Origin of the sequence: Nonlabens sp. SCSIO 43208 (genome assembly GCF_050703575.1) — a bacterium.
GTDB classification, from domain to species: Bacteria; Bacteroidota; Bacteroidia; order Flavobacteriales; family Flavobacteriaceae; genus Nonlabens; species Nonlabens tegetincola.
On the sequence record NZ_CP065365.1, the window covers coordinates 1,988,900 to 2,014,670 of the forward strand.

At 33.3% G+C, this 25,771-nt stretch carries 28 protein-coding genes; 13 read left to right on the plus strand and 15 right to left on the minus strand.

Translation table 11 applies throughout. From position 1 onward, the window contains the following. The first annotated feature begins 7 nt into the window (after positions 1-7). Both I5168_RS09050 and I5168_RS09055 read left to right on the plus strand, forming a co-directional pair. Positions 8-775, plus strand: a complete 768-nt coding sequence (locus tag I5168_RS09050) for an MBL fold metallo-hydrolase (protein ID WP_042279306.1) — start codon at positions 8-10, stop codon at positions 773-775. Positions 776-778: 3 nt separating this feature from the next. Next, positions 779-1,282, plus strand: coding sequence for a hypothetical protein (locus tag I5168_RS09055; RefSeq protein ID WP_431471553.1), 504 nt, complete (start codon positions 779-781; stop codon positions 1,280-1,282). Here the strand turns inward: I5168_RS09055 and I5168_RS09060 are convergent. The 8 genes from I5168_RS09060 to I5168_RS09095 all read right to left on the minus strand — a co-directional run bounded on the left by I5168_RS09060 (position 1,279) and on the right by I5168_RS09095 (position 10,737). After that, positions 1,279-1,950, minus strand: a complete 672-nt coding sequence (locus I5168_RS09060) for an alpha/beta hydrolase (protein WP_105019163.1) — start codon at positions 1,948-1,950, stop codon at positions 1,279-1,281. The two genes, I5168_RS09055 and I5168_RS09060, sit on opposite strands and share 4 nt — an antisense overlap. A 1-nt stretch (position 1,951) precedes the next feature. Continuing rightward, on the minus strand, positions 1,952-2,305 hold the full coding sequence (locus I5168_RS09065; RefSeq protein ID WP_431471554.1) for a hypothetical protein: 354 nt from the start codon (positions 2,303-2,305) through the stop codon (positions 1,952-1,954). Further along, on the minus strand, positions 2,298-3,554 hold the full coding sequence (locus I5168_RS09070) for a dihydroorotase (RefSeq protein ID WP_431471555.1): 1,257 nt from the start codon (positions 3,552-3,554) through the stop codon (positions 2,298-2,300). Before I5168_RS09070 ends, I5168_RS09065 begins: the two co-directional genes overlap by 8 nt. After that, entirely contained in the window at positions 3,551-5,440 is a 1,890-nt protein-coding gene (locus tag I5168_RS09075; protein ID WP_431471556.1) for a BatA domain-containing protein, read from the minus strand. Before I5168_RS09075 ends, I5168_RS09070 begins: the two co-directional genes overlap by 4 nt. A gap of 69 nt (positions 5,441-5,509) precedes the next feature. Then, the gene (locus I5168_RS09080; protein ID WP_431471557.1) at positions 5,510-6,709 is read right to left on the minus strand and encodes a sensor histidine kinase; all 1,200 of its coding nucleotides are present in this window, start codon (positions 6,707-6,709) and stop codon (positions 5,510-5,512) included. Positions 6,710-6,819: 110 nt separating this feature from the next. Continuing rightward, positions 6,820-7,587 carry a TIGR02757 family protein gene (locus tag I5168_RS09085; RefSeq protein WP_431471558.1) on the minus strand — a complete coding sequence of 256 codons (768 nt, stop codon included), beginning with the start codon at positions 7,585-7,587 and terminating at the stop codon, positions 6,820-6,822. Further along, positions 7,580-8,245 (minus strand): ABC transporter ATP-binding protein, encoded by a 666-nt coding sequence (locus I5168_RS09090; protein ID WP_431471559.1) that lies wholly within the window; start codon positions 8,243-8,245, stop codon positions 7,580-7,582. The genes I5168_RS09085 and I5168_RS09090 overlap by 8 nt, the downstream gene beginning before the upstream one ends. A 20-nt stretch (positions 8,246-8,265) precedes the next feature. Beyond that, positions 8,266-10,737, minus strand: a complete 2,472-nt coding sequence (locus I5168_RS09095; RefSeq protein ID WP_431471560.1) for a DUF5916 domain-containing protein — start codon at positions 10,735-10,737, stop codon at positions 8,266-8,268. Between the two features lie 100 nt (positions 10,738-10,837). Between I5168_RS09095 and msrA the strand changes: the two genes are divergently transcribed. Together msrA and mscL are read left to right on the plus strand one after the other, a co-directional pair. Next, positions 10,838-11,377: a peptide-methionine (S)-S-oxide reductase MsrA gene (gene msrA, locus I5168_RS09100; RefSeq protein WP_431471561.1), complete on the plus strand. Its 540-nt coding sequence runs from the start codon at positions 10,838-10,840 to the stop codon at positions 11,375-11,377. After that, positions 11,364-11,801: a large conductance mechanosensitive channel protein MscL gene (mscL, locus tag I5168_RS09105; protein ID WP_431471562.1), complete on the plus strand. Its 438-nt coding sequence runs from the start codon at positions 11,364-11,366 to the stop codon at positions 11,799-11,801. Before msrA ends, mscL begins: the two co-directional genes overlap by 14 nt. 42 nt (positions 11,802-11,843) lie before the next feature. Here mscL and I5168_RS09110 read toward each other — a convergent pair whose 3' ends face one another. The 3 genes from I5168_RS09110 to I5168_RS09120 are packed head-to-tail and all read right to left on the minus strand — an operon-like array spanning position 11,844 to position 13,531. Next, positions 11,844-12,680 carry a TerC family protein gene (locus I5168_RS09110; RefSeq protein WP_105019155.1) on the minus strand — a complete coding sequence of 279 codons (837 nt, stop codon included), beginning with the start codon at positions 12,678-12,680 and terminating at the stop codon, positions 11,844-11,846. 8 nt (positions 12,681-12,688) lie between these two features. Then, positions 12,689-13,063, minus strand: a complete 375-nt coding sequence (locus I5168_RS09115) for a DNA topoisomerase IV (protein ID WP_431471563.1) — start codon at positions 13,061-13,063, stop codon at positions 12,689-12,691. A gap of 36 nt (positions 13,064-13,099) precedes the next feature. Then, the gene (locus I5168_RS09120; RefSeq protein ID WP_431471564.1) at positions 13,100-13,531 is read right to left on the minus strand and encodes a helix-turn-helix domain-containing protein; all 432 of its coding nucleotides are present in this window, start codon (positions 13,529-13,531) and stop codon (positions 13,100-13,102) included. A gap of 381 nt (positions 13,532-13,912) precedes the next feature. On the opposite strand from I5168_RS09120, the gene I5168_RS09125 reads away from it, so the two are divergent. The 3 genes from I5168_RS09125 (at position 13,913) to I5168_RS09135 (ending at position 16,220) form a co-directional block, all read left to right on the plus strand. Further along, positions 13,913-14,965, plus strand: coding sequence for a M14 family zinc carboxypeptidase (locus tag I5168_RS09125; RefSeq protein ID WP_431471565.1), 1,053 nt, complete (start codon positions 13,913-13,915; stop codon positions 14,963-14,965). A 77-nt stretch (positions 14,966-15,042) separates the two neighbouring features. Continuing rightward, entirely contained in the window at positions 15,043-15,516 is a 474-nt protein-coding gene (locus tag I5168_RS09130; protein WP_042279275.1) for an Lrp/AsnC family transcriptional regulator, read from the plus strand. 158 nt (positions 15,517-15,674) lie between these two features. Beyond that, positions 15,675-16,220 (plus strand): type 1 glutamine amidotransferase domain-containing protein, encoded by a 546-nt coding sequence (locus I5168_RS09135; RefSeq protein ID WP_431471566.1) that lies wholly within the window; start codon positions 15,675-15,677, stop codon positions 16,218-16,220. Between the two features lie 61 nt (positions 16,221-16,281). Here I5168_RS09135 and dnaN read toward each other — a convergent pair whose 3' ends face one another. Then, positions 16,282-17,397, minus strand: a complete 1,116-nt coding sequence (dnaN, locus tag I5168_RS09140; protein ID WP_060524879.1) for a DNA polymerase III subunit beta — start codon at positions 17,395-17,397, stop codon at positions 16,282-16,284. 177 nt (positions 17,398-17,574) lie between these two features. On the opposite strand from dnaN, the gene I5168_RS09145 reads away from it, so the two are divergent. Continuing rightward, a complete protein-coding gene (locus tag I5168_RS09145; RefSeq protein WP_431471567.1) occupies positions 17,575-19,458 on the plus strand; it encodes a S8 family serine peptidase in 1,884 nt (627 codons plus the stop codon). Positions 19,459-19,525: 67 nt separating this feature from the next. Here I5168_RS09145 and I5168_RS09150 read toward each other — a convergent pair whose 3' ends face one another. After that, entirely contained in the window at positions 19,526-19,936 is a 411-nt protein-coding gene (locus tag I5168_RS09150) for a hypothetical protein (protein WP_042279269.1), read from the minus strand. A gap of 132 nt (positions 19,937-20,068) precedes the next feature. Here I5168_RS09150 and priA point away from each other — a divergent pair, with 132 nt between their 5' ends. Beyond that, entirely contained in the window at positions 20,069-22,522 is a 2,454-nt protein-coding gene (gene priA, locus I5168_RS09155) for a replication restart helicase PriA (protein ID WP_431471568.1), read from the plus strand. Between the two features lie 89 nt (positions 22,523-22,611). Here the strand turns inward: priA and I5168_RS09160 are convergent, their stop codons facing one another. Continuing rightward, on the minus strand, positions 22,612-23,316 hold the full coding sequence (locus tag I5168_RS09160) for a LytR/AlgR family response regulator transcription factor (RefSeq protein ID WP_042279474.1): 705 nt from the start codon (positions 23,314-23,316) through the stop codon (positions 22,612-22,614). 298 nt (positions 23,317-23,614) lie between these two features. Here I5168_RS09160 and rpsF point away from each other — a divergent pair, with 298 nt between their 5' ends. The 4 genes from rpsF (at position 23,615) to I5168_RS09180 (ending at position 25,271) form a co-directional block, all read left to right on the plus strand. Further along, complete coding sequence (gene rpsF, locus I5168_RS09165) at positions 23,615-23,959, plus strand: 30S ribosomal protein S6 (RefSeq protein ID WP_042279266.1); 345 nt, start codon at positions 23,615-23,617, stop codon at positions 23,957-23,959. A gap of 2 nt (positions 23,960-23,961) precedes the next feature. Beyond that, a complete protein-coding gene (gene rpsR, locus I5168_RS09170) occupies positions 23,962-24,258 on the plus strand; it encodes a 30S ribosomal protein S18 (RefSeq protein ID WP_042279264.1) in 297 nt (98 codons plus the stop codon). Positions 24,259-24,275: 17 nt separating this feature from the next. After that, entirely contained in the window at positions 24,276-24,725 is a 450-nt protein-coding gene (gene rplI / locus I5168_RS09175; protein WP_042279262.1) for a 50S ribosomal protein L9, read from the plus strand. A 66-nt stretch (positions 24,726-24,791) separates the two neighbouring features. Then, positions 24,792-25,271, plus strand: coding sequence for a DUF6495 family protein (locus tag I5168_RS09180; RefSeq protein ID WP_431471569.1), 480 nt, complete (start codon positions 24,792-24,794; stop codon positions 25,269-25,271). Here I5168_RS09180 and I5168_RS09185 read toward each other — a convergent pair. Beyond that, complete coding sequence (locus I5168_RS09185) at positions 25,268-25,765, minus strand: DUF6787 family protein (protein ID WP_042279258.1); 498 nt, start codon at positions 25,763-25,765, stop codon at positions 25,268-25,270. The genes I5168_RS09180 and I5168_RS09185 overlap by 4 nt on opposite strands. Between the last annotated feature and the right edge of the window lie 6 nt (positions 25,766-25,771).

The window sequence follows — 25,771 nt, forward strand, 5'->3', positions numbered from 1 at the left end:
CCAAATTATGAAAACGAAAATTACCATATTAGGCTCAGGTACATCACAAGGAATTCCCGTAATAGGAAGTACACATCCAGTATGTTTAAGTGATGACCCTAGAGACAAAAGATTGCGCGTGAGCGCTATGATCGAGACAGAAGGAAAAAGATTTATCATTGATGTAGGTCCAGACTTCAGACAACAAATGCTAACCAATAAAGTGACTGAAATTGATGCTGTGCTTTTTACTCACGAGCACGCAGATCATACAGCAGGTCTAGATGACCTAAGGCCATTTTACTTCAGGCAAGGTGACCTTGATTGTTATATGACTCATCGTGTACACCTGGCCTTACAACAACGATTCTCCTACATGTTTGAAACCGTCAATAAATATCCTGGTGTAGCTACACTAGATGTTCATGAATTTGATAAAGACGAGTTTGAAGTTAAAGGGATTAGGGTAACTCCTGTTCTTGCAGATCATGGTTACATTCCAGTTCATGGCTTTAGAATTAATGATGTTGCCTACATGACAGATGTAAAAACCATTACCGATAAAGAATTAAAAAAATTGGAAAACTTAGATATTCTTGTAATTAATATGCTTCGTCACGAACCTCATAATACGCATCTTAATTTGGATGAAGCTTTGGAGTTAATTAATAAAATATCACCACAAAGAACCTATTTTACTCACATAAGTCATCATCTTGGTTTTCATGCCGAAGTAGAGCCCACATTACCAGATAATGTGTACCTTGCTTACGATAATTTAGAAATTACGACCTGATCTATGAAAAAGAATCTCTATCTCTATTTATTCATTTTTGCTTCACTTATAGCTCTTATTTTTTATGTAAACGGTAGAAAATATCAAACCCAGCTAGAACAAAAAATAGTGGAACTAAAAAAGGAAGCTGATAAACAAGAAGAAAAGCTAGAAACAGTTCAGGCCCAAATTGCCATAGCCGACTTTATCACGATAAAAGGCAATCCTGAAGCCGAAAATTATTTTCTTAAATACAATCTTACAAGTTCACAAGTTGAAGCATTACTTTATGATAAATTACTAGAACTCAATATTAAAGATGGTGGTAACCCTTTGATCCCTTACATTGGAGCCAATCGAGGATTTGCTATTGACCAAATACAAACCCTAAACCATAAATGGATAGCAGCTAACTTTACTGATGGTGATCAATGGGGTGATGTTTTGCTTAAATATGACATTGATCAAGATCAGAAAGTGACGTTTGAAACCATTGAGACAGTTTTATATACCAAAAACCGTAGCTAAAAGATGCGTTTTTCTAACCATTCCTTCATATCGTAAAAATTATCTCTAGAAACTCCATGTCCTATTGGATAATTTTTATAAAGATAATCAGCTTTTAATTCACTCATGAATTTAGGAGCTTCACTGGCCCAATCCAGTGGTATTACTTGATCCATAGTTCCGTGAGAGATAAAATAATTGGTCTTTTTTACGCTTTCGCGAAAGCGTGCCACCACATCATCCTCATTTTCAATAAGCTCTTTATTTAAGTAGCCACTCATTGCAACCACATTATTAAACATTCCCAAATGTTTAAAACTTAACGCATAAGATAAAATAGCACCTTGACTAAACCCAAGTAAATTAATGTTATTAGGATCTATAGAATAGGAATTCTTAAGCTCTTCTATAAATGTATCTAACAGTTCCATGCTTGATTTTGCTTGATCGAGATCACTAAATTTTCCTCCTGCTGCATCAAAATTAATGGCGTACCATGCTGCACCATAAGGTGGGATTTCATAAGGAGCTCTGGCACTCACCACAAAGATGTTAGGATCTATTTCGGAAGAAAAGGAAAATAAATCTTCCTCATTACTACCGTATCCATGAAGTAATAGGAGTAAAGGAGCATTTTCTTGAACTGCTGGACGTATTATATGTTTGATGGAAAGAGAAGTATTTGTCATATTATTTTATAAAACTGAACCATTTTTGAAAGTAATCACCAATAAAAGGCAAGGTTATCATTTGATTGCGCAATGCGCTCAATAAGCCTAAAACCGCTACAAGTACAATAAGCGAAATGATAAGCAGTGCAAGCCAGCCCTGTTCTATTATAGGTGTAAAAGCATTAATTAAAATTGCAACTATCCCTATACCAAACATTTGTCGTAAATGAAAGGCAGCAAATTGTTGACCTTTACCATTGTTCAGTAATATGGCAGTTCCTAAAATTGCTATGAACAAGAAGATATGTATAAATAGGCCAAACACACTACAATAGCCTAGTATAGCAAGGCCTTTTCCAGGAGGATTACTCATATATTTTTATTTTTTTACCATTAATTATTCCTAAAACGCGACCACGCGTTTTACATCCTAATAAAGCACAATTCTTTGATGTTGAAACTAGGTCGGTGCTAGTTATTGTATCGTTTTCTGAATCTGTGAACATTGTTATTACAGCTTTTTGATTCGCTTGTATTCGAGGTCGCTCAATTGGAAAAACATCATAAGCTCCTGTGAGGAGCTTAACACTAGTATAGGTATCAACAACAGCGTTTAATGCTTTAAATGTTACTTCTATAGCCGTAGCACCCGATTTAGCTCGATCAAATTCTAGTTTTTTATGCTCAATATCTAGTGGTATATGATCAGATGTAACCATTTGTACCTTACCTGATTTTACATCTTGTACTAGTGCTAGTTTTTCTTCTTCATTACGCAGTGGTGGATCTAATTTGAAATTGGCTTCAAAGCCTAATAAACTTTGACTGTCTAGAAGAAGATTATTAATACTTACACTACAAGAAGCAGATAATCCCTGACTGCGTGCTTCATCAATCAAATTTACACTCTCTGATAGACTGACCGTTGGAAAGTGGAGCAATCCACCCGTATAAGATAGAATTTGAAGATCTCGAGCCACTTGAACGGTTTCGGCCATGGCTGGTTTAGACTTTAAACCTAATAAGGCTGTTGTAGAATCTTCATTTACCATACCTTTTCCTGCTAGGTCTGAATTTTCAGGATATGATTGTATCACAGCATTAAACCCTGTACTGTATTGAAGAGCAACTTTCATCAAGTTGGCATTGGTTATTGATTTTTTAAAGTCATAAAACCCTGCTGCACCAGCTTCTATCATATCATAGAGTTCTGCTAGATGTTCACCTTTTTGAGATAAGGTCAAAGATCCAATAGGTATAAGATCTACTGGCTGATCATTCAAATAGTTTTTCAAGGATTTAATTTGCGATCCTTCTTCTGGATTAGGTTGATTATTAGGGTTAAGTAATACTGTTGTGAAACCACCAATTGATGCTGCATTTATAAGGTTTTTAAGCGTTTGTCTTTCTTCAAAACCAGGTTCACCAGAACATACACTACTATCTATCCAGCCTATAGAAATGTGTAACCCTTCAACGTTTATGATATGTTCAATTTGTTGATATTCACTAATATTAGAAGCTATTTTTTTTATAATTCCATCTTCAATAAGAATATCTTGAATTGTGTCATGATGATCAGAATATTCATCAAGAATTTTTGCTTGCTTTATCAGTATCATTTCAAATATTTTAATATCAAGGTTTCAAGTAAAAAGAAAAGTAATGCACCGCATACGAACCATTGCCATAATGATGTTATATTTTCCTCGCTGCTTAATTGACTCATTAAATCTTTGACAGAGCTGTAGGTATCTAAAGATTGTAATTCGTAAAAACTTTGTTTATTTTCTAATCTATCATCATTAAAACTAATATTTCCAACAGCAACACCTGAGTAACTTAAGGTATAATTTCCTGCTGATAAGTCAATTCCATCAGTTTGAATTTCTACTTTATTATTAAAAGCCTTTTGTAGAGGAATTACTTCGATTTCTTGATTACTTATAGTAACAATCTCATCCTGTTTTACATTTACAGGAATAGTGATTTTATCCGATTGATTTGTTTTGTAATACAGTCGTCCAGGTGACAAACTACTTATTGCAAAATTGTAAAATATGGGAACAATAAGAGGTGAGCTTTTAAAATTTGAAATGGACTCATTTAAGCTAGAAGTAAAAATATAGGTACCGTTGTCCTCGTACAAAAAGGAAGAATTATCCTCATAGGTTAAAATGGAAGGAACAGGTTTTGAGGGTAAAATAACTTTTGAAACCGTTGGGTATTGAAAATTTGAAACTCTTTTATTAAAAACTCCTTTAAATAAAGGATGCTCAAAATTGATATTTGTAATTTTCTTGTCTGCATTTACCTGCTGGCTTAAAGGAGTAATTCCTAAAAAAGTAGTTGTCATTTCTGAACTAGGAATTAATACCAGTTTTCCTCCATTTGATTTAAAACGTCTCAATGCAGATTCTAATTCACTAGAAAAGTCGTCTAGTTCATTTAATATTATAAGATTTTGATCGGGTATAAGATTATAATTAAGTTGATTTAAATTAACACTTGTTAGATTGAACTCATCACCCTTGTATAGTTTTTTAAGAAAATCATCCTTTTCATTATTAATTGCAAGAATATTGACACGTTGCTTTTCTTGTTCACTTATATACAACGTATTATCAAATTCTAAATCGTTTGACTCTATATTAAGTTGACCTGTTAAAGGTTCACCAAGAGTATAATTGAATTGAGCTATCGCCTTTTTGTTTTCAAACTCAACGGATGTTTTTGCAATAAGTTTTCCTTTATGATTTAGAGCTATGGAAATAGCGTTCTCAATAGCTGAACTTGAAGATAATAGAACCTTTAGTTCTTTATTTATACCAGTTTCCTTAAAAATAAACGCGCTATCAATTGCAATATTAATTTTATCTGGGGCATTTACCTGAATAATCCTTACAGATGATAATTTTGACGTGTGTAAAGGTTCTTCATTTAATTTTTGAAAGTCAGAGATTAATATGATCTCCTTTACATTCTTTTTATCACTAAAAAGGCTATTAGCTTTGAGCAAAGCTTGATTTATATCAAATGATTTTTTGGAGTAATTAAGGTCTAGTAAATTATTTTTTACTTCTTTTAAAGTAACATTCTTAAACTCACTGTCATTTGTAATTAAATTAAAAGATTTTGAGCTAGGAATAGTTTCTATAAGCTGTTGAACACTTTGTTGTAATAAACTACCATTAGCTGCCTCTCGTTGCATAGAAAACGAGTTGTCTAAGTATATAGAAGTTTCTTTTTCTTTAATAGCCGTTTTGCTTCCAGGTATAAATGGTTGTGCAAAAGCAAGGACAATACAAGCAACAGCGCATAGCCTCGTTAATAAGGTAAGCCATTTTTTAATGGTGCGACTTTTTCGGGTCTGAGAAATTAACGGTTTGAGAAAAGCGACATTTGTAAAAGCTACTTTTTTAAACCTTCTTAACTGAAATAAATGAACAAGAATAGGTATTGCTAAAAATAAAAGTGCCCAAAGAAGTGTAGGATTCTTAAATACCATTCATTATAACCTTGGTTCAAAGATAATTCTTTACCTCAAACCAAAATAAATATCTTGTTCTATATTACTTTATTTTTTTATCGAAAAGGTAAATGTAGTTCCTTCATTGACTTTTGATCTACATTTAATAACACCACCCATTTTATCTACTAAAATTTTTACAGTAGAAAGTCCTATACCATGACCTTTTTTACCTGCTCTATCGGCAGTGTTTAGTGTGGTAAACAACTCAAATATTTTATCTTTTTTGTCGTCAGGTATTCCCACGCCATTATCTTCTATACTTATCCAATAAAATTTCGGAGTCTCTTTAGTTTCAACTCTAACTTCAATAAGGTCCTTATCATTGTACTTGATACTATTTCCTATCAAATTGAGTAGAATTTGTCGTAGGGCCGAACTATCACACTTTAACTGCAAATTATTCTCAGGCATTTTAAAGTTAAAATCCTCTCGTTGCCCGATCATATCCTCTATATCCTCAAGCAAGCTATAAATATCAATCTCGTCTTGAGTATTGATAATCAACTGCTCACTTTCATAGTGATTTAATATATTTTCAATGTAATCACTCATTGAAAAAGCAGCCTCCTTCATTCCAGAAAGGTATTGAGAATCCTTATCGTTCAACTTGCCATTCAATGAAGCTTTAAGCATATCACTAGTCATGATTATATTAGCCAAAGGCATTTTTAAATCATGCGATACAGTGTGTGCAAAATTTTCAAGCATTTTATTATTTTCCTGTAATTGTCTTGCTTTTTCTTTTAATTTTAAATTAGCTCGTTTTAATTCAAATTGTCTTTGAGCAAGATCAGCAACCATTAGTAAGTTTTTACGTTGCTCATCGCTAAATTTATGAGGAACATTATCTAAAACACAAATAGTTCCAAAAGGCAAACCGTTTTCATCTCTTAACGGTACTCCAGCATAAAAAATGAGAGGATCTGCCGCTTTTACAAATGGATGATCTGCAAATTCTGGCTCCTTTCGCGTGTCTTCTATAAGAAATACTTCTTGATTCGAATTGATTGCATGAGAACAAAAGCTCAGCTCTCTAGGAGAAGAATTAAGTTGTAGGCCATGTTGTGATTTAAACCAAACTTCGTCTTTGTCAACAATGCTTATCAAACTTTTAGGAACATCGGTCAGTTTACAAGCTAATTCTGTAAGTTCATCAAGATCCTTTTGCTTGCTAGGATCGATGTGATACGATTTAAGCACCTCTATTCTTGCTTTCTCGTCGGTATGTAGTGGTGCTAATGCCATTAAGTTGTTTGTTTAAAAAAACTAAGTAAAGGTACAACAATAAGTTTCATTAGTTTTCTATTAACAAGAAAAGATAACTAAATATTTTGTTTATTCCGATTGTAATAAAATTACAATTCTTTAAACACTCCTAATCCAAATAACGCAAAATCATATTTAATAGGATCTGTTGGGTCAAATTTTCTCAACGCATTTGTGATTTCAATCACTGATTTAGCATCGTTTTGTTTACGAGTCAACAAGTTAAGCTGCCTACTTATATTCCCGGTATGAACGTCTAATGGTAAGTATAAGTCTCTCGCTTGTATTTCGTTCCAAATGCCTAAATCCACACCAGCCTTATCTTTTCTTACCATCCAGCGTAAAAACATTAAAATTCTTTTGGCTGCACTGCCTTTCATAGGGTCGCTCACGTGTTTTTGTGTTCGATTTAAATGTTCAATTTGAAAAAAATCATGTTTAAACAAAGAAATAGCTTCTAGAAGGTTGGTGGAAGATTTTAACGCTTTCGCGAAAGCGAACTCTAAACCACCGTATTCATTTTCAAAACGTTGTAAGGCTCTCAAGAAAGTCTTCAAATCTTCACTATTAAAGGTTCTATGTACAAAGTTTGTAATCGATTTTAAATCTGCTTCTTCAAAGTTTTTAATGAAATCTGCCGGAGAATTATCGAGCAGTTGCATCATTTTATTTGCGTTGTTTAAAATAGACTTGCGATTTCCCCAGGCAATAGTAGCAGTTAAAAATCCTGCGATCTCAATGTCTTTTTTATCAGAGAATTGATGGGGTATTTTTATAGGATCAAGTGGTATAAAGTTAGGAACATTATATTGTTCTACTTTTTTATCTAAGAATTCTTTAAGCTCTTTTTTATTCATTTAAAAAACGTCCATCGCTCATGGTTAACTTTCTGTCAGCCAGATCTGCGAGCTCCTGATTATGCGTTACGATTACAAAGGTTTGTTGAAATTCTTCTCGTAAACTTAAAATTAATTGATGTAGATTATCAGCAGTTGATGTATCTAAATTTCCTGTGGGCTCATCGGCAAAAATAACTTCGGGACTATTCATCAATGCACGAGCAACTGCTACACGTTGCTGTTCTCCACCAGATAATTCACCAGGTTTATGATGTAGTCGATCACTTAATTGTAAATATTCCAATAATTCTTGAGCTCTTTTCTCGGCTGTTTTTTTATTTGTTTTTTTGATAAATGCTGGAATACATACATTTTCAATAGCAGTAAATTCGGGTAACAATTGGTGAAATTGAAATATAAAACCTAATTGCTCATTTCTAAATTTACTCAATTGATTGCTAGATAGTTTTAGAATATCGGTGCCATTTATATGTAAAGAGGTGTTCTTATTTTTATCTGGTTGCTCTAGCGTTCCTAAAATATGTAATAAAGTAGTTTTACCAGCTCCAGAACTACCTACAACACTAACAATTTCACCTTTTTCTATAGTAAGATCAACACCCTTGAGTACTTTTAGGTCTCCAAAAGTTTTTTGAATATTTCTTGCTTCAATCATAGTACAACAAATGTAACGCTTTAAGCATTTTTGTTGATCACTTGTAGCGCTTTATTAAAGTCAAGGAAATAAGATAGCCTAACTGATATGGTGTGATTAAAATCTTCTTTTAATAAATTGTCAAAGCTCTCATTGAACCCTAATTGTGCTTGTTGTTCAACATTATTAAGCCTATTACGGTATAAAACACTTACTTCACTACCTGGAGCAAACCTGTATCTAAAACTTAAGTCTAAATTCCAAACGTTAAAATCTCTATCTGGATTGTCTTCCTCGTCTAGTCTAAAGGTTGAAGGTGCGGTATCGCCACTTGCCTGCAGTTCTTGTAAGTCTTCGGCAAAATCTGATCGTTGCCAAAAGTTTCTGAATGTTAGATTTAATGCCAATCGATTGCTCAGATTCAAATTACCGGTAAGCGTATTTTCTACGCTGTGGTCATATCGTCTACTAAAAATACTGCGTGTACTGTTACCATCATTTAAAAGTGTAACATAACTTAAACGGCCATCATTTTTAAACCAATTTATCCTATAAACCAGTAAAAATTTATCAGAAAATCTATAACGAGGAGAAATAGAAAAATCGTAACTAAGCTGCTCGTCATTCAAACGCTCATTAATTCCTGCATTGGCATCAATTGCCAGCTTTTTACGATAATCGCTAGAAATAAAACCACCCATAAAAAAACGAGCTGGATAGTTGGTAAACAATCCATCAATTCTACTTTCAAAAAGATCCTTACTTTCTGTAGCGTAGGTGAAATTTGCTCCAAATGCAAAACGCTCTTTAGTAAAGAAAAATGGATTGATATTAAATCTACTACCTGTATGAATTCCTGGGTTATAGGCTCTATTGTGATCTATGTCTAGTTCAATATTCCAATTATTAAAAATACCTTGAGGTAAGAATCTATTATATTCTAACTCAAATGAGAAATTATTATAGTTGTTTCTAAATTGTTGTCCGAGGTCATTTGGATCAAATGTAGTATCAGCAAAATAATGTTCAATTCTAGGTCTCCAATTTCCTGTAATTTTTTGAACAACAGCGCTGGTTGAAAATCCAGTAGAAGTATCGTCGCTTAAAAAACGATTGGTCATGCGTGCACGACCAAAATAACGTACGGTATTTTGATTATTGTTATGAGTTACTTCAATAGCTGTGGCATTAGCATCAGTAAAACTACCATCTCGCAATGTAGATGCATTAGTAAGTGAAACTGCGCTATTATTTCCATAGGTTTGATCAAGAACCAGTACATTGTAGTTCACCAGTGTTTCAGTTCTTACTTCTCTTATATCACCTGTATTAGAATCTTCAATGATAGCATCAGTTGGTCCAGTAACAGCATTAAGTACACCTATACCTAGTCCTTTTGAAGTTCGACCAGAAACTTTTATTGCATTTAATAGATCGGCAGATCTTGGATTTTCTATTACTGTTTCACCTTGTTCAAGTCCCAAATTACCTCTTTGCGTAGGACGTTGTCCTATACGACGTGAAAAGAAAATATCTCCTTTTCTAAAAAGTTCTGTTCCTTCAATAAAAAATTGTCTGTTTTCTCCAAAAACTTGTTCAAACGGTCCTAAATTCAATACTACTCTATCAAATGCAGCCTGACCAAAGTCTGGTATTAATGTAGCATCTAGGGTAAAAGCATCATTAATTCCATACTTTATATCCATACCAGCGTTGAAGACAGTTTCTGACTGAAGCTTGTTCCAATCGCTTTGGGTACTTACAAAAGGGTATAGGTTTAATCGTAATGGTGGATCAATGTCTTCAATACCAGTAAGTAACGCGTCGTATTGATTTACGTTTCCTTCAGTAATATTAATAGGATTGTAACTGTAGTCCTCATTCAAATGCCTAATTCTTCTAAAAATATTGAAACTCCAATCTTGAACATTTACTTCAGGAAACCTTAAGGTGCGGTAAGGTATTTTCATTTCAACATACCAGCCATTATCATCAATACTGGTTTCACTTAAGAAAACAACATTAAAGCTAAAATCTTCTCCACCATTTGTTGATCTAGCATCACCTAGCGCATTGGCACTGGTAGCATAAAATCTAGTTTGATCAATACCGTTATTGTAAGTATTTATCCAAATAGAAAATAAGTCTGCCTGAACATTTATTTGATCTCTCTGGGAAAATTGTCTCAATATTTCCTCAGGATTCTCGTCATACATAAAACCAGCCACATAAACCGCTTCATCGTCATAGGCAATTTTAAATTCGGTACGATAATTTTGTCTTTCAGGCTGTAGATTTACAGGTTCCACCATAACAAAATTAGCTCCGGTAGTCACGCCTTCCCATTGTTTTTCAAACGGTTTACCGTCAATTTTAGGAGCATCATATATACGTGTTGCTCGGTACTTTTTACGAGGAATTTCTAATGTATCTAGGGTTTCTTGTGAGTACGCTTTCGCGAAAGCGGAACTTACAAAAACTATTATAATAGTAAAAAAGAGGTGTTTTTTCATGTCTAATCGCAAAACTAGTCGCAGAATCCATTAATTATTTTAAAGACTTGTTAATATGCAGCCATATATAAGGATTGTGAGTAACTTGCTGTAAAAAAAAATGGAGGAAGCGATTTTTGCAGGTGGTTGTTTTTGGTGTACTGAAGCGGTATTCCAAAAATTAAAAGGAGTAGAGAAGGTGGTATCTGGATTTTGTGGCGGTCATATAAAAAATCCACCGTATAGGGAAGTAGTTCAAGGTCGCACAGGCCATGCAGAATCTATACTTGTAAGCTATGACCCAGAAACAATTGATTACTTAACGTTATTGAAAATACACATGGCAACTCATGATCCTACAACATTAAACAGACAAGGTTATGATGTAGGTGAACATTACAGGAGCGCTGTATTTTACCTGGATGAAAATCAAAAACAAATCGCCGAAAACTATATAGAACAATTGAATAATGATGGAACTTACCCAGATCCCATAGTGACAAAAGTTGAACCGGCAACCGATTTTTATCCAGCCGAGGATTATCACCAGGATTATTATAAAAACAATAGGGAACAAGGTTACTGTCAAGTCATAATAGATCCCAAAATAAGAAAATTAAAAAACCAATATAGCACCCTACTAGCCGATGAAAATAATTGATGAATTTAAAGAGTTTGCCATTAAAGGCAACATGGTCGATATGGCCGTGGGAATTATAATAGGAACTGCCTTTAATAATGTAGTTCAAACCCTAGTTAAAAAGGTTGCATTGCCACCACTAGCTTATTTGACTGATGGGTTGAATTTCGAGGATAAAAAATATGTGTTAAAAGCTGCAGCTACTAACGGAGCTGGCAAGGAAACTAGTGAAATAGCTATCTACTACGGCGAATTATTTGAAGTGTGTATTGATTTTTTGGTAATTGGTGTTACTGTGTTTTTTGTAATTAAAATGTTGAATAAACTGAGAAACAAGTCGCACAACCCTGAAGAAAAACAAGTATCAACTCCTAAAAATATTGAACTTCTAAATGATCTTAAACTTTTGATGAAGGAGCAAAACGATTTGCTAAAGAATAAATAATAAAAAAACGGGCCTAGAGCCCGTTTTTTTATTTCTTACTACTTATTTAATTACTTCATCGTCTTCCAGAAGATCAGTTGTTTTCTTTTTCTTAATTGATTTACTGCGCAATTTGAAATTAAGAAACTCAACAAACATGGAAAAGAAAATGGCAAAGTATAAATATCCTTTAGGAATTACTCCACTCTCATTACCAAACACGACAAGATCGGCCATATGAGCACCTTCTGCAATAAGCATAAATCCTATCAGTAATAAAAATGCCAGACCTAGCACTTGAACCGATGGATGCTTGTTTACAAATTTACCTACTGGATGTGCAAACAGAAGCATTATAATTACTGAAAGCACAACGGCAATTATCATAAGAATTAAAGCTCCATCTGGATCGTCACTTAATCCACTAGTCATTCCTACTGCGGTCAGAATACTATCAAATGAGAAAACGATATTAATCATTGTAATCTCAAAGATTACTTTACTTAAAGTATCAGTTCTTTTCTTTTTAAGCTCACGTTGATCGTGTCCTATGTCTTCTACTTTTTCATAAATTTCTTGTGTGGCTTTGTATAAAAGGAAAACACCACCAGCAAATAAAATTAGAGACTGTCCAGTAACGGACCCTGATATCCAGCCATAATCAAAGGTAAACCAGCTACTTTGTAATGAAATAAGAATACTTATTCCAAAAAGTAATACGATACGTAAAGCCATGGCAAGGATTAATCCAATATTGGTTGCCTTTTTACGTTTGTCGTCTGGTAGTTTTTCAGAAGCTAGTGAGATGAAAATGATATTATCAATTCCTAGAACTATTTCAAGAAAGGTTAAGGTTAATAATGCCATCCAGGCATCGGCAGATTGGAAGATCTCAAACATGATGTGTTTTATTTGATTTTAGTTGCTGTTCCTGAATATACTTGTTCACGACCAGATTGTTTAAATTCAAAGGTATAAGAATCTTTTGATGTGTTCAATATTTTAAAAAGATAAGCTCGAGAATCGGCGTTTGAATCTGGATTAATAGGAATTATACGCCATTCACAATCATTTATCCATTCAACGCGAGAACTGTCTATTTCATTTTCAAATTTTTCAATTTGCAAATTTCCGATTCTGGTGAATTCAGTTTTAAATTTTTTTCCACCAGATTCTTGTTCCCAAATGAAGGTACCTTCTTTAAATGATTCACAGTCTACTTGATTTTGATAACAAGCTGAAAAAAGTAAGAGAAGAGGAATGTAATAAATGAGTTTTTTCATAATTCAAAAATACTACCCAGTTATCTTAAAAAAATCTTAGGGCTCGTAACTCTCAAAACTTCCATCAGAAAAAAGCAAAATTACCTTTTGTATATTTTTCCCTAATTTTTGTGAATTGACTTGAGATGGTAAAGGACTTATTTCATTCTTTTCTTCATCCTTTGGAACAGATTGTTCTTTTACTACGTCCTGATCAAAAAGAGAATTATTAATAATAGGAGCAGTGGTTGATTTGATCTCTTTGGAAGCTTTGGCTTTTTGTCCATTCATCAACCAGTATAAATCCACATCGGGAAATTCTTTCATAACGTTTAGAATGAAATCCAAACTAGGTTTGTTTCTTCCAGATAATATATGCGAGATACTGCTACGACCTACATTGATTTTCTCTGCAAAAGTTGAAGCTGTAAGATCATTTTTTTCAATAATCTCTTTAATTCTTTCAGCAATACTTGTCGTGTTACTCATTTGTTACAATTGTAAACAATCTTATGTAAGATTTATATTATACAAATGTAAACAAAAGAAATTAATTATCACATCCTATTAAAATCATAAGTCAAATATTGAATTAAAACTTTATATAAAAATATATAAACAACTAGTAAACAATAATATAAAGATATTCGAAATCATGTTAACGAAAAATAGAAGCATTTACACATCAAAAAATGTCTATTAGTTTACAAATGTAAAAGATAATCAGATTACGCTTGTTTACAGTTGTGTAATTGCATTGTTTACAAATGTAAAGAGATCTGTTTTTACTTATGTAAACTGTTTGATGCGTACTTTTGATATAATCTTTAAAAGCTGTATACATTGTTAACTAGATATTATAAATATGAATTGTTTCAACAAGAACTGGATCGTATTGTGCGTAAAGAATCTTCTCCCTTTTCTTTAAAAACCATTGGATATTCTGTACTTAAAAAACCTATTTATTTACTTCAAGCTGGGTCAGGTTCCATTAAGGTTTTTATGTGGTCTCAAATGCATGGTAATGAATCTACAACCACAAGAGCCTTGTTGGATTTGATAGATCAGGATGGTTTTAAACCATTGTTGGATAAAATAGAATTGTATATAATTCCTATTTTGAATCCGGATGGTGCTGAAAATTGGACAAGAGAAAATGCCAATAAAGTTGATTTAAATAGAAATGCTGTTTTAAAGGATCAACCAGAAACCATGGTTTTCTTTGAACAACTGGAGCTTATAAAACCCGATATGTGCTTTAATTTACACGGGCAGCGCACCATATTTGGTACTGAAGATGGCAGTAAACCATGTCAATTATCTTTTTTGGCACCTGCCTCGAATCATGAAAAGTCGTTTAATCCAGCTAGGCTAAAAGCTGTAAAAGTTATTAATTCTATTTATTCTCAACTACAACCAGATTTAAATACCGCCATCTGCAGATATTCTGATGATTTTAATGAGAATTGTTTTGGCGATTATTTAACGTCAAGAAATATTCCTACCGTGCTTTTTGAGGCCGGACATGCCGGATTAGATTATCATAGAGATGAAATATCCAGTATTATTAAGAAAGCCATACTTACAGCTTTACAATCACTATATGAAAAAGAAAATACATCAGATAATCAACTAGTTGAATCATATTTGTCTATCCCTCAAATTTCTAAAACCTTTTGTGATATTATATTACGCTATGAACAAGACGATAAAACAGTATTTACATCCTTAATGTATAAAGAGGTTTTGGAAGAAGGTCAACTAATTCTCTCGCCGCGAGTTAATGATATCAATCCAGAAACGGTGCGCAATGCACATAGGATAATGGATGTGGATGGTCAACTTCCTGAAGATTTGAAGATTGACGAGAATAATATTGTTAAATCTGAAGTTTTAGGTATTAAAAATTTGATAATTATTTAACAAATACTCCATTTTGAAAGAATATTTGTATTGTTTCTATTAATTTTGCCTAAAAAGAATAACGTTAGACTAATAAAATGGCTAAAATAGACGAAATAGACAAGCAAATCCTTGATGTTTTAATTGAAAACACTAGAACTCCATTTACGGATATAGCAAAAAGATTAAACATATCAGCTGGAACCGTACATGTAAGAGTAAAGAAAATGGAAGAATCGGGTATTATAAAGGGTTCTTCTTTAACTGTTGATTATCATCAGCTAGGTTACACCTTTATCGCTTATATAGGAGTTTATTTGGAAAAAACGAGCCTTACACAATTTGTGTTGAGTAGGATAAAGGAGATTCCTTTTGTTACCGTAGCACATATTACTACAGGAAAATTTAATATTTTCTGTAAAATAAGAGCCAAAGATACTACCCATGCAAAACGTATCATATTTCAACTAGATGACATAGATGGGGTGAGTCGCACTGAAACTATGATTAGTCTAGAGGAAAGTATTAATGATAAAAAGCGTTTACTACACAAAGTTTTTCAAGATTTATAATTAGATTTTTACTTATAATGCTTTCGCGAAAGCGTAATTAACATAAATTAATGTAAATCAATATATTTTAAGAGTCTGCTAAAGCAATTTTAGCAGGCTCTTAGTGTAAATAACCATGTGGTATTGTCAACTTTGTAACAACTAAAAAAACAAAAAAAATGAAGAAAGTTGCAATTTTGGCCACAGATGGCTTTGAAGAAGTAGAATTAACTAGTCCTAAACAAGCTCTTGAAAATGCAGGTGTACAAGTAGACATTGTAAGTCCTAAATCAGGAGAGATTAAAGCATGGGCAGATGGTAATTGGTCTGAGAGTTATAAGGTTGACAAAACTCTATCAGAAGTAAATGCGAGTGATTATCATTCACTCATGTTACCTGGTGGTGTTATAAATCCAGATCAGTTAAGAATGAATGAAGACGTTATAAAATTTATTCAAACATTTTTTGAACAAAAGAAACCAGTAAGTGCAATTTGTCACGGTGTACAACCGTTAATCGATGCAGGAGTGGTAAATGGAAGAAAATTGACAAGCTATCCATCATTGCGCAAAGATTTAGAAAATGCAGGGGCAAACTGGGTAGATGAAGAGGTTGTAGTAGATGAAGGATTTACGACCAGTAGAACTCCAGATGATCTTGACGCTTTTAATGACAAATTAGTCGAAGAGGTAATGGAAGGTAAGCATGAAGAGCAACATGCCTAATCACTTTACCTTATTGAAATAAAAAATCCCGCAACTGCGGGATTTTTTTTATGTTTGATTACTATTGATTAAGCATTACTGGCATAACCAGCATGGTTACTTGTTCACCGTCATCCAGTCCGTCTAATGGTGTTAAAATACCTGCTCGATTAGGTAAGCTCATTTCGAGAGATACTTCATCACAGTTTAGATTATTAAGCATTTCTATTAAAAATCTACTGTTGAATCCTATTTGCATATCATCGCCTTGGTAATCACAAGTAAGGCGCTCATCGGCTTTATTTGAGAAATCGAGATCTTCGGCACTTATATTAAGTTCGGCACCAGCCATTTTAAGTCTAATTTGGTGCGTTGTTTTGTTGGAAAATATACTTACACGTCTTACAGAGTTCAAGAATTGAGTTCTTGATATAGTTAAACGATTAGGATTTTCTTTAGGGATAACAGCTTCGTAATTTGGGTATTTACCATCTATTAATCGACAAATGACTGTAGTATTTTCAAAGCTAAACTGTGCGTTACTGTCATTGTATTCAATATCCACTTCAGATTCATTACCCATTAACATTGACTTTAAAAGATTCAATGGTTTCTTAGGCATTATAAATTCTGCTGTTTGATCAGCTTTTAGATCTTCTCTTCTATAACGTACAAGTTTGTGAGCATCAGTAGCTACAAATGTCAAGCTTTCATTGTTGAATTGAAAGAAAACACCACTCATAACAGGTCTCAAATCGTCGTTTCCAGTTGCAAATAATGTTTTGTTTATTGCAGTGGCTAGTGTATCGCCCATAACGACTGTTTTAGAAGGGTCTTCTAATGAAACAGCTTTAGGGAATTCATCGGCACTAGCACAGGCTATTTCAGACTTACCTTTGTCATGACTAATAGTCATTTTTTGATCCTCAGCATGAAAGGTTAAGGGTTGTTCAGGAAAGGTTTTAAGAGTGTCTAAAACAAGCTTAGCTGGAAGTGCTGTATTACCATCTTCTCCACTTTCTACTTCTAAATTGGTTATTATAGTAGTTTCCATATCACTAGCTGATACTTTTAGGGTGTTACCAGAAAGCTCAAACAGGAAATTATCTAATATGGGTAGTGTATTATTATTGTTTATAACACCGCCTATTAATTGAAGGTTTTTTTGCAAATAGGAACTAGAAACAATGAATTTCATATTTATTTGTGATTAAATCGTGATAAGATTACTCTTATTTTGTTATATAAATATTAAGGACTATTTAAAATAATGTAATTTATACATTAAATTGCGAACTTAATATAAGAAGCAACTAAGTTACAATTAATAACCCAATTATGTTTTCTTAAATTATCAACAAATATCAAAAATCAAATGAAAAAAATCTCCTTTTTACTTTTAGTAGCTTGCATATCACAAGTAATGATAGCACAAACACCAGAACAGCGTGCTCAAATTACTAAAGATTATGATAAACAAGCTATTAATCAATTGTATACAGAACTTTTACAAAAAGAGCAGCAAGCGCAACAACGTGTTGAGCAATACCTTGTTGAGCATAATGTAAAGCAAATAGAAACTACTGAAGACGGTAATGTTAGAATGATAACTGATGTTGTTGAGGGAATTCCGGTTTACACGATTACCGAGAATTTCACTGGAGCTCGAGCGATGGGTGCTGAAAAGCTGTATAATGGAGGTTCATTGGGGCTTAATATTGAAGGTCAAGGAATGTTAGCTGGTGTGTGGGATGGTGGATATACACGCCAAACACACGTAGATCTTATTAACAGAGTAACATATGGGGAGCCTAACAAATCTTTAAGCGATCATGCTACACACGTAGGTGGAACGATAATTAGTTCTGGTGATAATAGTATAGCCAGGAGAGGAGTTGCTCCGCAAGGTAGTATTGTATCCTATCGATTTGATTCTGATACAAATGAAATGTTACAACAAGCTTTATCTGGAATGCTAGTTTCTAATCATAGCTATGGTTTAGATTCTTCATCTTCTACACCAATCTCGGTTTATGGTAAATATGACAATTTTGCTAGATCCTTTGATTTGTTATGTTTTCTCAATGAATATTATTTACCGGTAGTAAGCGCTGGTAATGATAGGAATAGTGGACTAAATTTTAATGACAACGGTTATGATTTGTTGACAGATAGATCACTAGCTAAAAACGTTTTGACGGTAGGAGCTGTCAATACAATTGTAACATATAACGGTCCTAGTTCTGTCCAAATGAGTAATTTTAGCACGTGGGGTCCTGCTGATGATGGTCGAATTAAACCAGATATCGTAGCCAAAGGGGTTAGTGTAAATAGCACAACGGCTAACAGCGACACGAGCTACGGAGTTAGACAAGGTACCTCAATGTCTGCGCCTATGGTAACTGGTGGTATTCTTCTATTACAGCAATTGTACAATCAGCAAAACACTTCTTTTATGAAGTCGGCAACTGTTAAGGCTTTAGTTCTGAATACCGCTTTAGAGGCGGGTAATGATCCTGGTCCAGATTATAGATTCGGTTGGGGACATATGAGTGTTGAAAATGCGGCGAATGCTATTCTTAATGCTAATGGAGATTCTGATATCAAAGAATTGAATTTAGCGAATGGAGGAACTTATACCTCTTCCGTAACTTCAAACAATGGTCCTTTAAAAGTAGCTATATCATGGACAGACGCAGCAGGTACTGAAAATAACGGTCCAGAAGATGACTCGACGCCAGCTCTTGTTTACGATTTAGATTTAAAGTTGACTGATAGTAACGGTAATGATTTCTTTCCTTGGAAATTAGATCCTTCTATTCCTTTTGCTGCAGCCACTAAAGGAATAAACAATGTAGATAATGTTGAAATAGTTGAAATAGATGTACCTAACGGGACTTATACGATAACTGTTAATCATAAAAATAACTTACCTACTAATGGGTTAGATTTTTCAATGGTTATTACTGGAGCCGATACAGGTACTTTATCTTCATCTCAAGTAGCAGGAACAGAATTCCAAATCTATCCAAATCCGGCGACATCATCTATAACAATCTTAGCCTCTTCATTTAATGACAGTAAGAAAGCTGTTGTAGATATGTATGATATGCTAGGGCAGAGAGTTTTTAGTAAAAACTACAACGTAAATGGTTCATTAGATGAAACCATCGATATATCTAATTTAAATAGCGGTATTTATATCGTTAGAGTAAGTAATGGTTCATCTATTACTTCTCAAAAGTTAGTTATAGAATAATGGCTACCCATCTTTTAGCAATAAAAAAAGCTGACTATCATAGTCAGCTTTTTTTATGGTATATATTTTACAGCGAGACCTCAGAATTTGAGAACTCCTGAAGACTATTGATCAATCGTTCTCTAACTATATTCATCATTCTTTTATTTAAGGCACTACTATTTGTGATGTAGGTTTTATATTCTTCAGTTGTAAATTGACCTATAATGATACCTTTTAATGAGTTTCTAAATTTTTGATCTTTATTTACCGCATTTTCAATATAATCAATACGTTTAGGTACATCAAGCCCATAGAATACGTTTTTATGTTTTTTGACATAATTTTTAAAAACAAGTATCAATAAGTCATGTTGTAGTTTAGAAATTGGTCGTAATGTTTTGTTTTGAAAATACTCATCTGCACTCATTCCTTCCGTAATTTTTGCATTGGGTATTTCTGGTCTTAAAGCAACCAAATATGCGTCTCTTGTTTTCATAAGTGTAGTTTTGTTTAAAATTAGACGATAATCTAAATGAATACTTAAAAGTTTTAAGGTTGTTTTCCATTGTTTGTCAACAGCTTCTTTTTTACTCAGGTTAACTGTAAGAATTTTATCTTTACATCTTGTATGAAACAATATATACTGGTTCTATTGCCTCTTCCATTAAGTCGCATTTTTACCTATGAGGTGAGCTCTGATGCCTTTCATTTAGCGCAAATTGGAATACGAGTGGCAGTACCTTTTGGGAAGAATAAAATACAAACCGGTATCGTTGTTGGTTATACTGATGATGTCCCAACGGAATATGAGGTGAAATCTATTGAGTTTTTCTTAGATGAAGAACCTATCATTACGATTGAACAATTAAAATTATGGAAGTGGATTTCCCAGTATTACATGTGTAGCATGGGGCAAGTAATGAAAGCAGCATTACCCAAATCCTTTCTGCTTGAATCTGAAACCACCTTGGTCTTAAAGGAGGATTCTATCTATTCTCAAGAAGATCTTACTGATAATGAGTTTTTAATCGTTGAGGCCCTGGAGAACAAGGCAGTTCTTAAAATAGAAGATATTATGAGCATTACAGAACGTAAAACTGTGATGCCTATCATCAATAATTTGATCGCAAAGGATATTCTAACCTTAAAGGAGGAAGTAAGAGAAAGATATAAGCCTAAGACCGAAAATTTTGTACGACTTCACGAAAATTATGCTAATGATAATGATTTAAGAACCCTTTTAAATACTCTAGAAAGAGCTCCAAAGCAAAAAGATGTTATACTAGCCTTGTTTACGCTTAGGGCTAAATATGGTGACTTTATAAAAAGAAGTGTTTTAATAGAACGCTCACAATCATCTAGTAATACCATCAAAGCCTTATTGGATAAAGAAATTCTTGTACAAGAAGCATTTAGAATTGATAGGGTTAAGTCAAATAAAGAAAAGGGTAGTGAACTAAAAACTTTAAACACAGATCAACAAAAAGCTATAGATAATATTAAGTTAGGATTTGAGAATTCTAAAACCGTTTTATTACACGGTGTAACTTCAAGTGGTAAGACTGAAGTTTATGTACGCCTAATACTTGAAGAATTAGAAAAAGGAAATCAAGTGCTTTATTTGCTACCTGAAATCGCTTTAACCACTCAATTAATTTCTAGATTACAAAATTACTTTAAACACAAAGTACTCGTTTATCATTCTAGGTATACTACTAACGAGAGACTAGAAACCTGGAATCATATTCTAGCTTCCAAAGAACCCTACGTGATAATTGGTGCACGTAGTGCAGTATTGTTACCATTTTCTAAATTAGGCCTGATCATAGTGGATGAAGAGCATGAATCAAGTTTTAAACAATTTGATCCTGCACCTAGATATAATGCGCGAGATACTGCAATCGTTCTGGGTCAAATTTTTAATTCTAGAATCCTATTAGGAAGCGCTACACCATCATTAGAAAGTTATTATAATGTAAAAAGCTCAAAATATCATTTAGCCCAGTTAAAAAGAAGGTTTAATAATGTTTTAATGCCAGAAATCAATATGGTGGATCTCAAACAGAAACACCGTAAAAAGAAAATGAAAGGACATTTTTCAGACACTTTGATAACGGCCATTCAAGAGTGCTTTGAAAATCAAGAACAAGTAATTTTATTTCAAAATAGGAGAGGATATTCACCCTTTATGGAATGCAATACATGTGGGCATTCTCCTCAATGCCCTAGGTGTGATGTTTCTCTTACTTATCATAAATATAAAGGACAGTTAAGGTGTCATTACTGTGGATTTCATACTGCAGCACCTACTCAATGTGCCTCATGTACTAGTAATGATTTATCAACAAAAGGATTAGGGACAGAACAAGTTGAACAAGAATTTAAAGAATTGTTTCCTAATCATAGTATCTTAAGAATGGATCTAGATACTACTCGAGGAAAAAACAGTTATCAAACCATAATAAATCAAGTAGAAAATCAAGAGGTTGACTGTCTAGTAGGAACACAAATGCTCACTAAGGGATTGGATTTTAGAAATGTAGCGCTAGTTGGTGTTCTTAATGCAGATAGTATGCTTAATTTCCCTGACTTTAGATCGCATGAGCGTTGTTTTCAATTACTCACTCAAGTAGCAGGACGCAGTGGTCGTACTAATAAGCGAGGTAAAGTATTAATTCAAAGCTATTCACCAGATCATCAAATTTTACAACAGGTAAGTGTTTATGACTATCATACAATGTACAAACAACAAGTAGAGGATAGGTATCAGTTTAAATATCCGCCGTACTATCGTATGATAAAAATAACTTTTAAAGCCAAAGATATTACTAGAGTGCAAGAGGCTGCCAATTGGTTTTACAAAGGTCTGCAACCTTTAGAAAGTGTAGGTCAATTGTTAGGTCCAGAATTTCCTGCTGTTGCCAGGATAAGAAATCAATATTTGATGAATATTTTTCTCAAGGCCGATAAAAAACACAGTATTACTTCTATTAAAAATCATATCAATAAAGTCAAATCCAGTTTTGAATCCATAGCTCCATATAGATCAGTGAGGTGTGTGATAGATGTAGACCCTTATTAAAAAATGGAGTTCTATTACGCTTTCGCGAAAGCGTAAACTAAAAAAGCACCTCAAATGAGATGCTTCTTTATCCTAATTGAACCTACTATTTAAAATTGAGACAACGCCTCAACTAATTCTGATTTCCGGTTGCGGGAAAGAGGTAACACATCGGTTCCTAATTCAACCGCTTTGGAATTGAACTTTTCTACTTTTCTAAGATTTATAATATAAGACTTGTGAATTCTCATAAAATCTTCTTCTGGAAGAAGGTTTTCAAAAGACTTCATTGTCGAGAGTACCACAAGATTATCTTCCTCGGTAATCAACTTTACGTAATCTCCAAGAGCTTGTATGTATCGTAGCTCTTTAAGGTACACTTTACGTTTTTTAAGATTGCTTTTAACAAAGATGAATTCTCCACGATCTTCAATCATTTCGTTTTTCACCTTGTGTGCTAGTAGTGCACGTTCTACAGCATATAAAAACCTATCCTTTTTTATTGGTTTCTGTAAGTAATCGATTGCAGCATAATCAAATGCTTTAAAGGCATACTTAGTTTGACCAGTTACAAAAATAATTCCCGGTTTTTCTGCGATATCATCTAATAAATCAAATCCTGTAAGTATGGGCATTTCGATGTCTAAAAATATGAGATCAACGGATTGATTCTCTAGAGCAGATTTAGTCTCGACTGCATTACTAAACTCACCTACTAATCTAAGGTTAGGGTGACCTTCTATTAATTTGACGATTGAAAGTCGTTGGATACTTGAATCATCCACAACAAAACAATTAAGCACTGCGTTACTCATACTTATTACTTTTGATTTCTTGGACAATTCTACACACTTTTCTGATGAAATGCAAAAAAAAAGTACATTTTATCGAATAAATTTGATGTTTAAACGAATTGCTTCTTAAAAACTTGACTTCTAAATCATTGTTAATCAGTTGTTAATGATGACATTGTTAATAAAATTTTGTTTAAACTTTTATTTTTAAGCATTTACATAATTATAATCAATTGTTAACTTTTTAAAGCAGGAATAAAAACAAGTTGTATAAATATTATTAAAGGTGTACTTTTGCAGCCGTTTAAATACAATTAATATGAATCAATACGAAACTGTTTTCATTTTGAATCCCGTTTTATCTGAAGATCAGGTAAAGGAAGCAGTAAAGAAATACGAAGATTTCCTTACTAGCCGTGGAGCAAAAATGGTATCAAAAGAAGATTGGGGACTAAAAAAATTAGCTTACCCAATCCAAAACAAGAAAAGTGGATTTTATTCTCTTTTTGAATTCCAAGTTGAAGGTGAGGTAATCAACGATTTTGAAGTTGAATTCCGTCGTGATGAGCGCGTTATGCGTTATCTAACTGTGAAACTTGATAAGTATGCTATCGAGTGGGCAGAGAAAAGAAGAAGTAGAATGTCTAAAAAACAAAAAGCTTAATCATGGCAACATTACAACAACAAGCTAAAGGTAAAAAAGATGGTGACATCCGTTACTTGTCTCCTCTTAATATAGAAACTCAATCTAGAAAAAAATACTGTCGTTTTAAGCGTAGCGGTATTAAATACATAGATTACAAAGATGCTGATTTTTTACTTTCATTTGTAAACGAACAAGGTAAGTTATTACCTAGACGTCTTACAGGAACTTCTTTAAAGTATCAGCGTAAAGTGGCAGTTGCAGTAAAAAGAGCTCGTCACCTTGCATTAATGCCTTACGTAGGAGATTTACTTAAATAATTAATCAGTTTAACAATATGGAACTTATATTAAAGAAAGACGTAGAACATTTAGGTTTTACAGATGACGTAGTGACTGTTAAGCCTGGTTATGGTCGCAATTACCTTATCCCAAATGGACTTGCGGTAATGGCTACAGCTAGTGCAAAGAAGCAATTAGCAGAAACTCTTAAACAAAGAGCTCACAAAGAAGCAAACAATATCAAGAACGCACAATCACAAGCTGATAAATTAAACGCTCTTGAATTGAGTATCCCGGCTAAAACTGGTGATGGTGATAAATTATTCGGTTCTGTAACTACTGCAGATGTTTCAGACTATCTTGCTAAAGAAGGTATAGAAATCGATAAGAAATTCATCTCTATTGCAGGTGGTAGTATCAAAAGATTAGGCCCATACGAGGCAACTGTACGTTTCCACAGAGAAGTACAGTCTAACTTTAGTTTTAACGTAGTTGAAGCAAAGTAATCTTTCAAATTAATAACATAAAAGCCGTTTCAATTTATTGAAACGGCTTTTTTAATAAGTCTTTTTATGAAATACCGTAGACTCACAAAAGAACAGTTGGAAGAAATGCACGAGGAATTTATTAAATTTCTTGCTGCTCAGTCCATTGATAAAAAAGAATGGGATGATATAAAAAATACCCAGCTTCATGTTGCAGAACAAGAGATTGATGTGTTTTCTGATCTAGTTTGGGAAGGTGTATTAAATAAAGCAGAATACCTAGAACACATATCGGCCCAATCAATGAATCTTTTTCACACAGGCGAAAAGGAAATGAGTCTTATATCTATCATTATAGGTAATAAAGAAATTGACATTACCACTACCGAAGGATATAAATGGTTGCAAGATAATTTACTGGATGAATCAGTTAAACTATTCACTGCTACAAAAGCTTACGGAGAATTTCCAAATGAGGATAAATTTAAAATTATTGAATCTGGAGCAGTAATAACCAAAGGACAATTATATCAGTACTTTGAAAATCTCGTTGAATTAGGTAATTAAAGTTTTATACCGAACCTGCTAAGCATTTTCTTTTCAAACCACCAGAAAAATTCAAATTGACCAAAAAGCCATCCCATGGCTACTAATAATATTTGGTAGATAGGAAAAATGATGAGCAGTCTGGCAGGCCAGTATATCCATTTGGATAATTGATCTAGTCCAATATAATGCAATAATGGACTTGAAAGTCTCGCAGACAAGGATCCTGTAATTGCAAAAACAATAAATATCGCTACCATGCGGTATTTTTTTGTTATACCCCATTTGTCATACAATTTTCCAAAAAAGTACAAGCACAATCTGTAAAACAAATAGGCAAGTATTAAGGTAACACAACAGACAAATACAAATTCATAAATAGCATCTTCAAATATATTTGGTATCAAATTTATAGCTACAAAGTATCCACTAAATAATAATCCAACTACACCTAATACGATATAAATAAGTTGCCAATTTTTCTCTATATCCCAATTGCTTTTTATTCTATTCATGGGAGC

What these genes read in the sequence shown, in the direction of transcription:
- I5168_RS09050 (WP_042279306.1), top strand. Translation starts at nt 8, where the DNA reads ATGAAAACGAAAATTACCATATTAGGCTCAGGTACATCACAAGGAATT.
- I5168_RS09055 (WP_431471553.1), top strand. Translation starts at nt 779, where the DNA reads ATGAAAAAGAATCTCTATCTCTATTTATTCATTTTTGCTTCACTTATA.
- I5168_RS09060 (WP_105019163.1), bottom strand. Translation starts at nt 1,950, where the DNA reads ATGACAAATACTTCTCTTTCCATCAAACATATAATACGTCCAGCAGTT.
- I5168_RS09065 (WP_431471554.1), bottom strand. Translation starts at nt 2,305, where the DNA reads ATGAGTAATCCTCCTGGAAAAGGCCTTGCTATACTAGGCTATTGTAGT.
- I5168_RS09070 (WP_431471555.1), bottom strand. Translation starts at nt 3,554, where the DNA reads ATGATACTGATAAAGCAAGCAAAAATTCTTGATGAATATTCTGATCAT.
- I5168_RS09075 (WP_431471556.1), bottom strand. Translation starts at nt 5,440, where the DNA reads ATGGTATTTAAGAATCCTACACTTCTTTGGGCACTTTTATTTTTAGCA.
- I5168_RS09080 (WP_431471557.1), bottom strand. Translation starts at nt 6,709, where the DNA reads ATGGCATTAGCACCACTACATACCGACGAGAAAGCAAGAATAGAGGTG.
- I5168_RS09085 (WP_431471558.1), bottom strand. Translation starts at nt 7,587, where the DNA reads ATGAATAAAAAAGAGCTTAAAGAATTCTTAGATAAAAAAGTAGAACAA.
- I5168_RS09090 (WP_431471559.1), bottom strand. Translation starts at nt 8,245, where the DNA reads ATGATTGAAGCAAGAAATATTCAAAAAACTTTTGGAGACCTAAAAGTA.
- I5168_RS09095 (WP_431471560.1), bottom strand. Translation starts at nt 10,737, where the DNA reads ATGAAAAAACACCTCTTTTTTACTATTATAATAGTTTTTGTAAGTTCC.
- msrA (WP_431471561.1), top strand. Translation starts at nt 10,838, where the DNA reads ATGGAGGAAGCGATTTTTGCAGGTGGTTGTTTTTGGTGTACTGAAGCG.
- mscL (WP_431471562.1), top strand. Translation starts at nt 11,364, where the DNA reads ATGAAAATAATTGATGAATTTAAAGAGTTTGCCATTAAAGGCAACATG.
- I5168_RS09110 (WP_105019155.1), bottom strand. Translation starts at nt 12,680, where the DNA reads ATGTTTGAGATCTTCCAATCTGCCGATGCCTGGATGGCATTATTAACC.
- I5168_RS09115 (WP_431471563.1), bottom strand. Translation starts at nt 13,063, where the DNA reads ATGAAAAAACTCATTTATTACATTCCTCTTCTCTTACTTTTTTCAGCT.
- I5168_RS09120 (WP_431471564.1), bottom strand. Translation starts at nt 13,531, where the DNA reads ATGAGTAACACGACAAGTATTGCTGAAAGAATTAAAGAGATTATTGAA.
- I5168_RS09130 (WP_042279275.1), top strand. Translation starts at nt 15,043, where the DNA reads ATGGCTAAAATAGACGAAATAGACAAGCAAATCCTTGATGTTTTAATT.
- I5168_RS09135 (WP_431471566.1), top strand. Translation starts at nt 15,675, where the DNA reads ATGAAGAAAGTTGCAATTTTGGCCACAGATGGCTTTGAAGAAGTAGAA.
- dnaN (WP_060524879.1), bottom strand. Translation starts at nt 17,397, where the DNA reads ATGAAATTCATTGTTTCTAGTTCCTATTTGCAAAAAAACCTTCAATTA.
- I5168_RS09145 (WP_431471567.1), top strand. Translation starts at nt 17,575, where the DNA reads ATGAAAAAAATCTCCTTTTTACTTTTAGTAGCTTGCATATCACAAGTA.
- I5168_RS09150 (WP_042279269.1), bottom strand. Translation starts at nt 19,936, where the DNA reads ATGAAAACAAGAGACGCATATTTGGTTGCTTTAAGACCAGAAATACCC.
- priA (WP_431471568.1), top strand. Translation starts at nt 20,069, where the DNA reads ATGAAACAATATATACTGGTTCTATTGCCTCTTCCATTAAGTCGCATT.
- I5168_RS09160 (WP_042279474.1), bottom strand. Translation starts at nt 23,316, where the DNA reads ATGAGTAACGCAGTGCTTAATTGTTTTGTTGTGGATGATTCAAGTATC.
- rpsF (WP_042279266.1), top strand. Translation starts at nt 23,615, where the DNA reads ATGAATCAATACGAAACTGTTTTCATTTTGAATCCCGTTTTATCTGAA.
- rpsR (WP_042279264.1), top strand. Translation starts at nt 23,962, where the DNA reads ATGGCAACATTACAACAACAAGCTAAAGGTAAAAAAGATGGTGACATC.
- rplI (WP_042279262.1), top strand. Translation starts at nt 24,276, where the DNA reads ATGGAACTTATATTAAAGAAAGACGTAGAACATTTAGGTTTTACAGAT.
- I5168_RS09180 (WP_431471569.1), top strand. Translation starts at nt 24,792, where the DNA reads ATGAAATACCGTAGACTCACAAAAGAACAGTTGGAAGAAATGCACGAG.
- I5168_RS09185 (WP_042279258.1), bottom strand. Translation starts at nt 25,765, where the DNA reads ATGAATAGAATAAAAAGCAATTGGGATATAGAGAAAAATTGGCAACTT.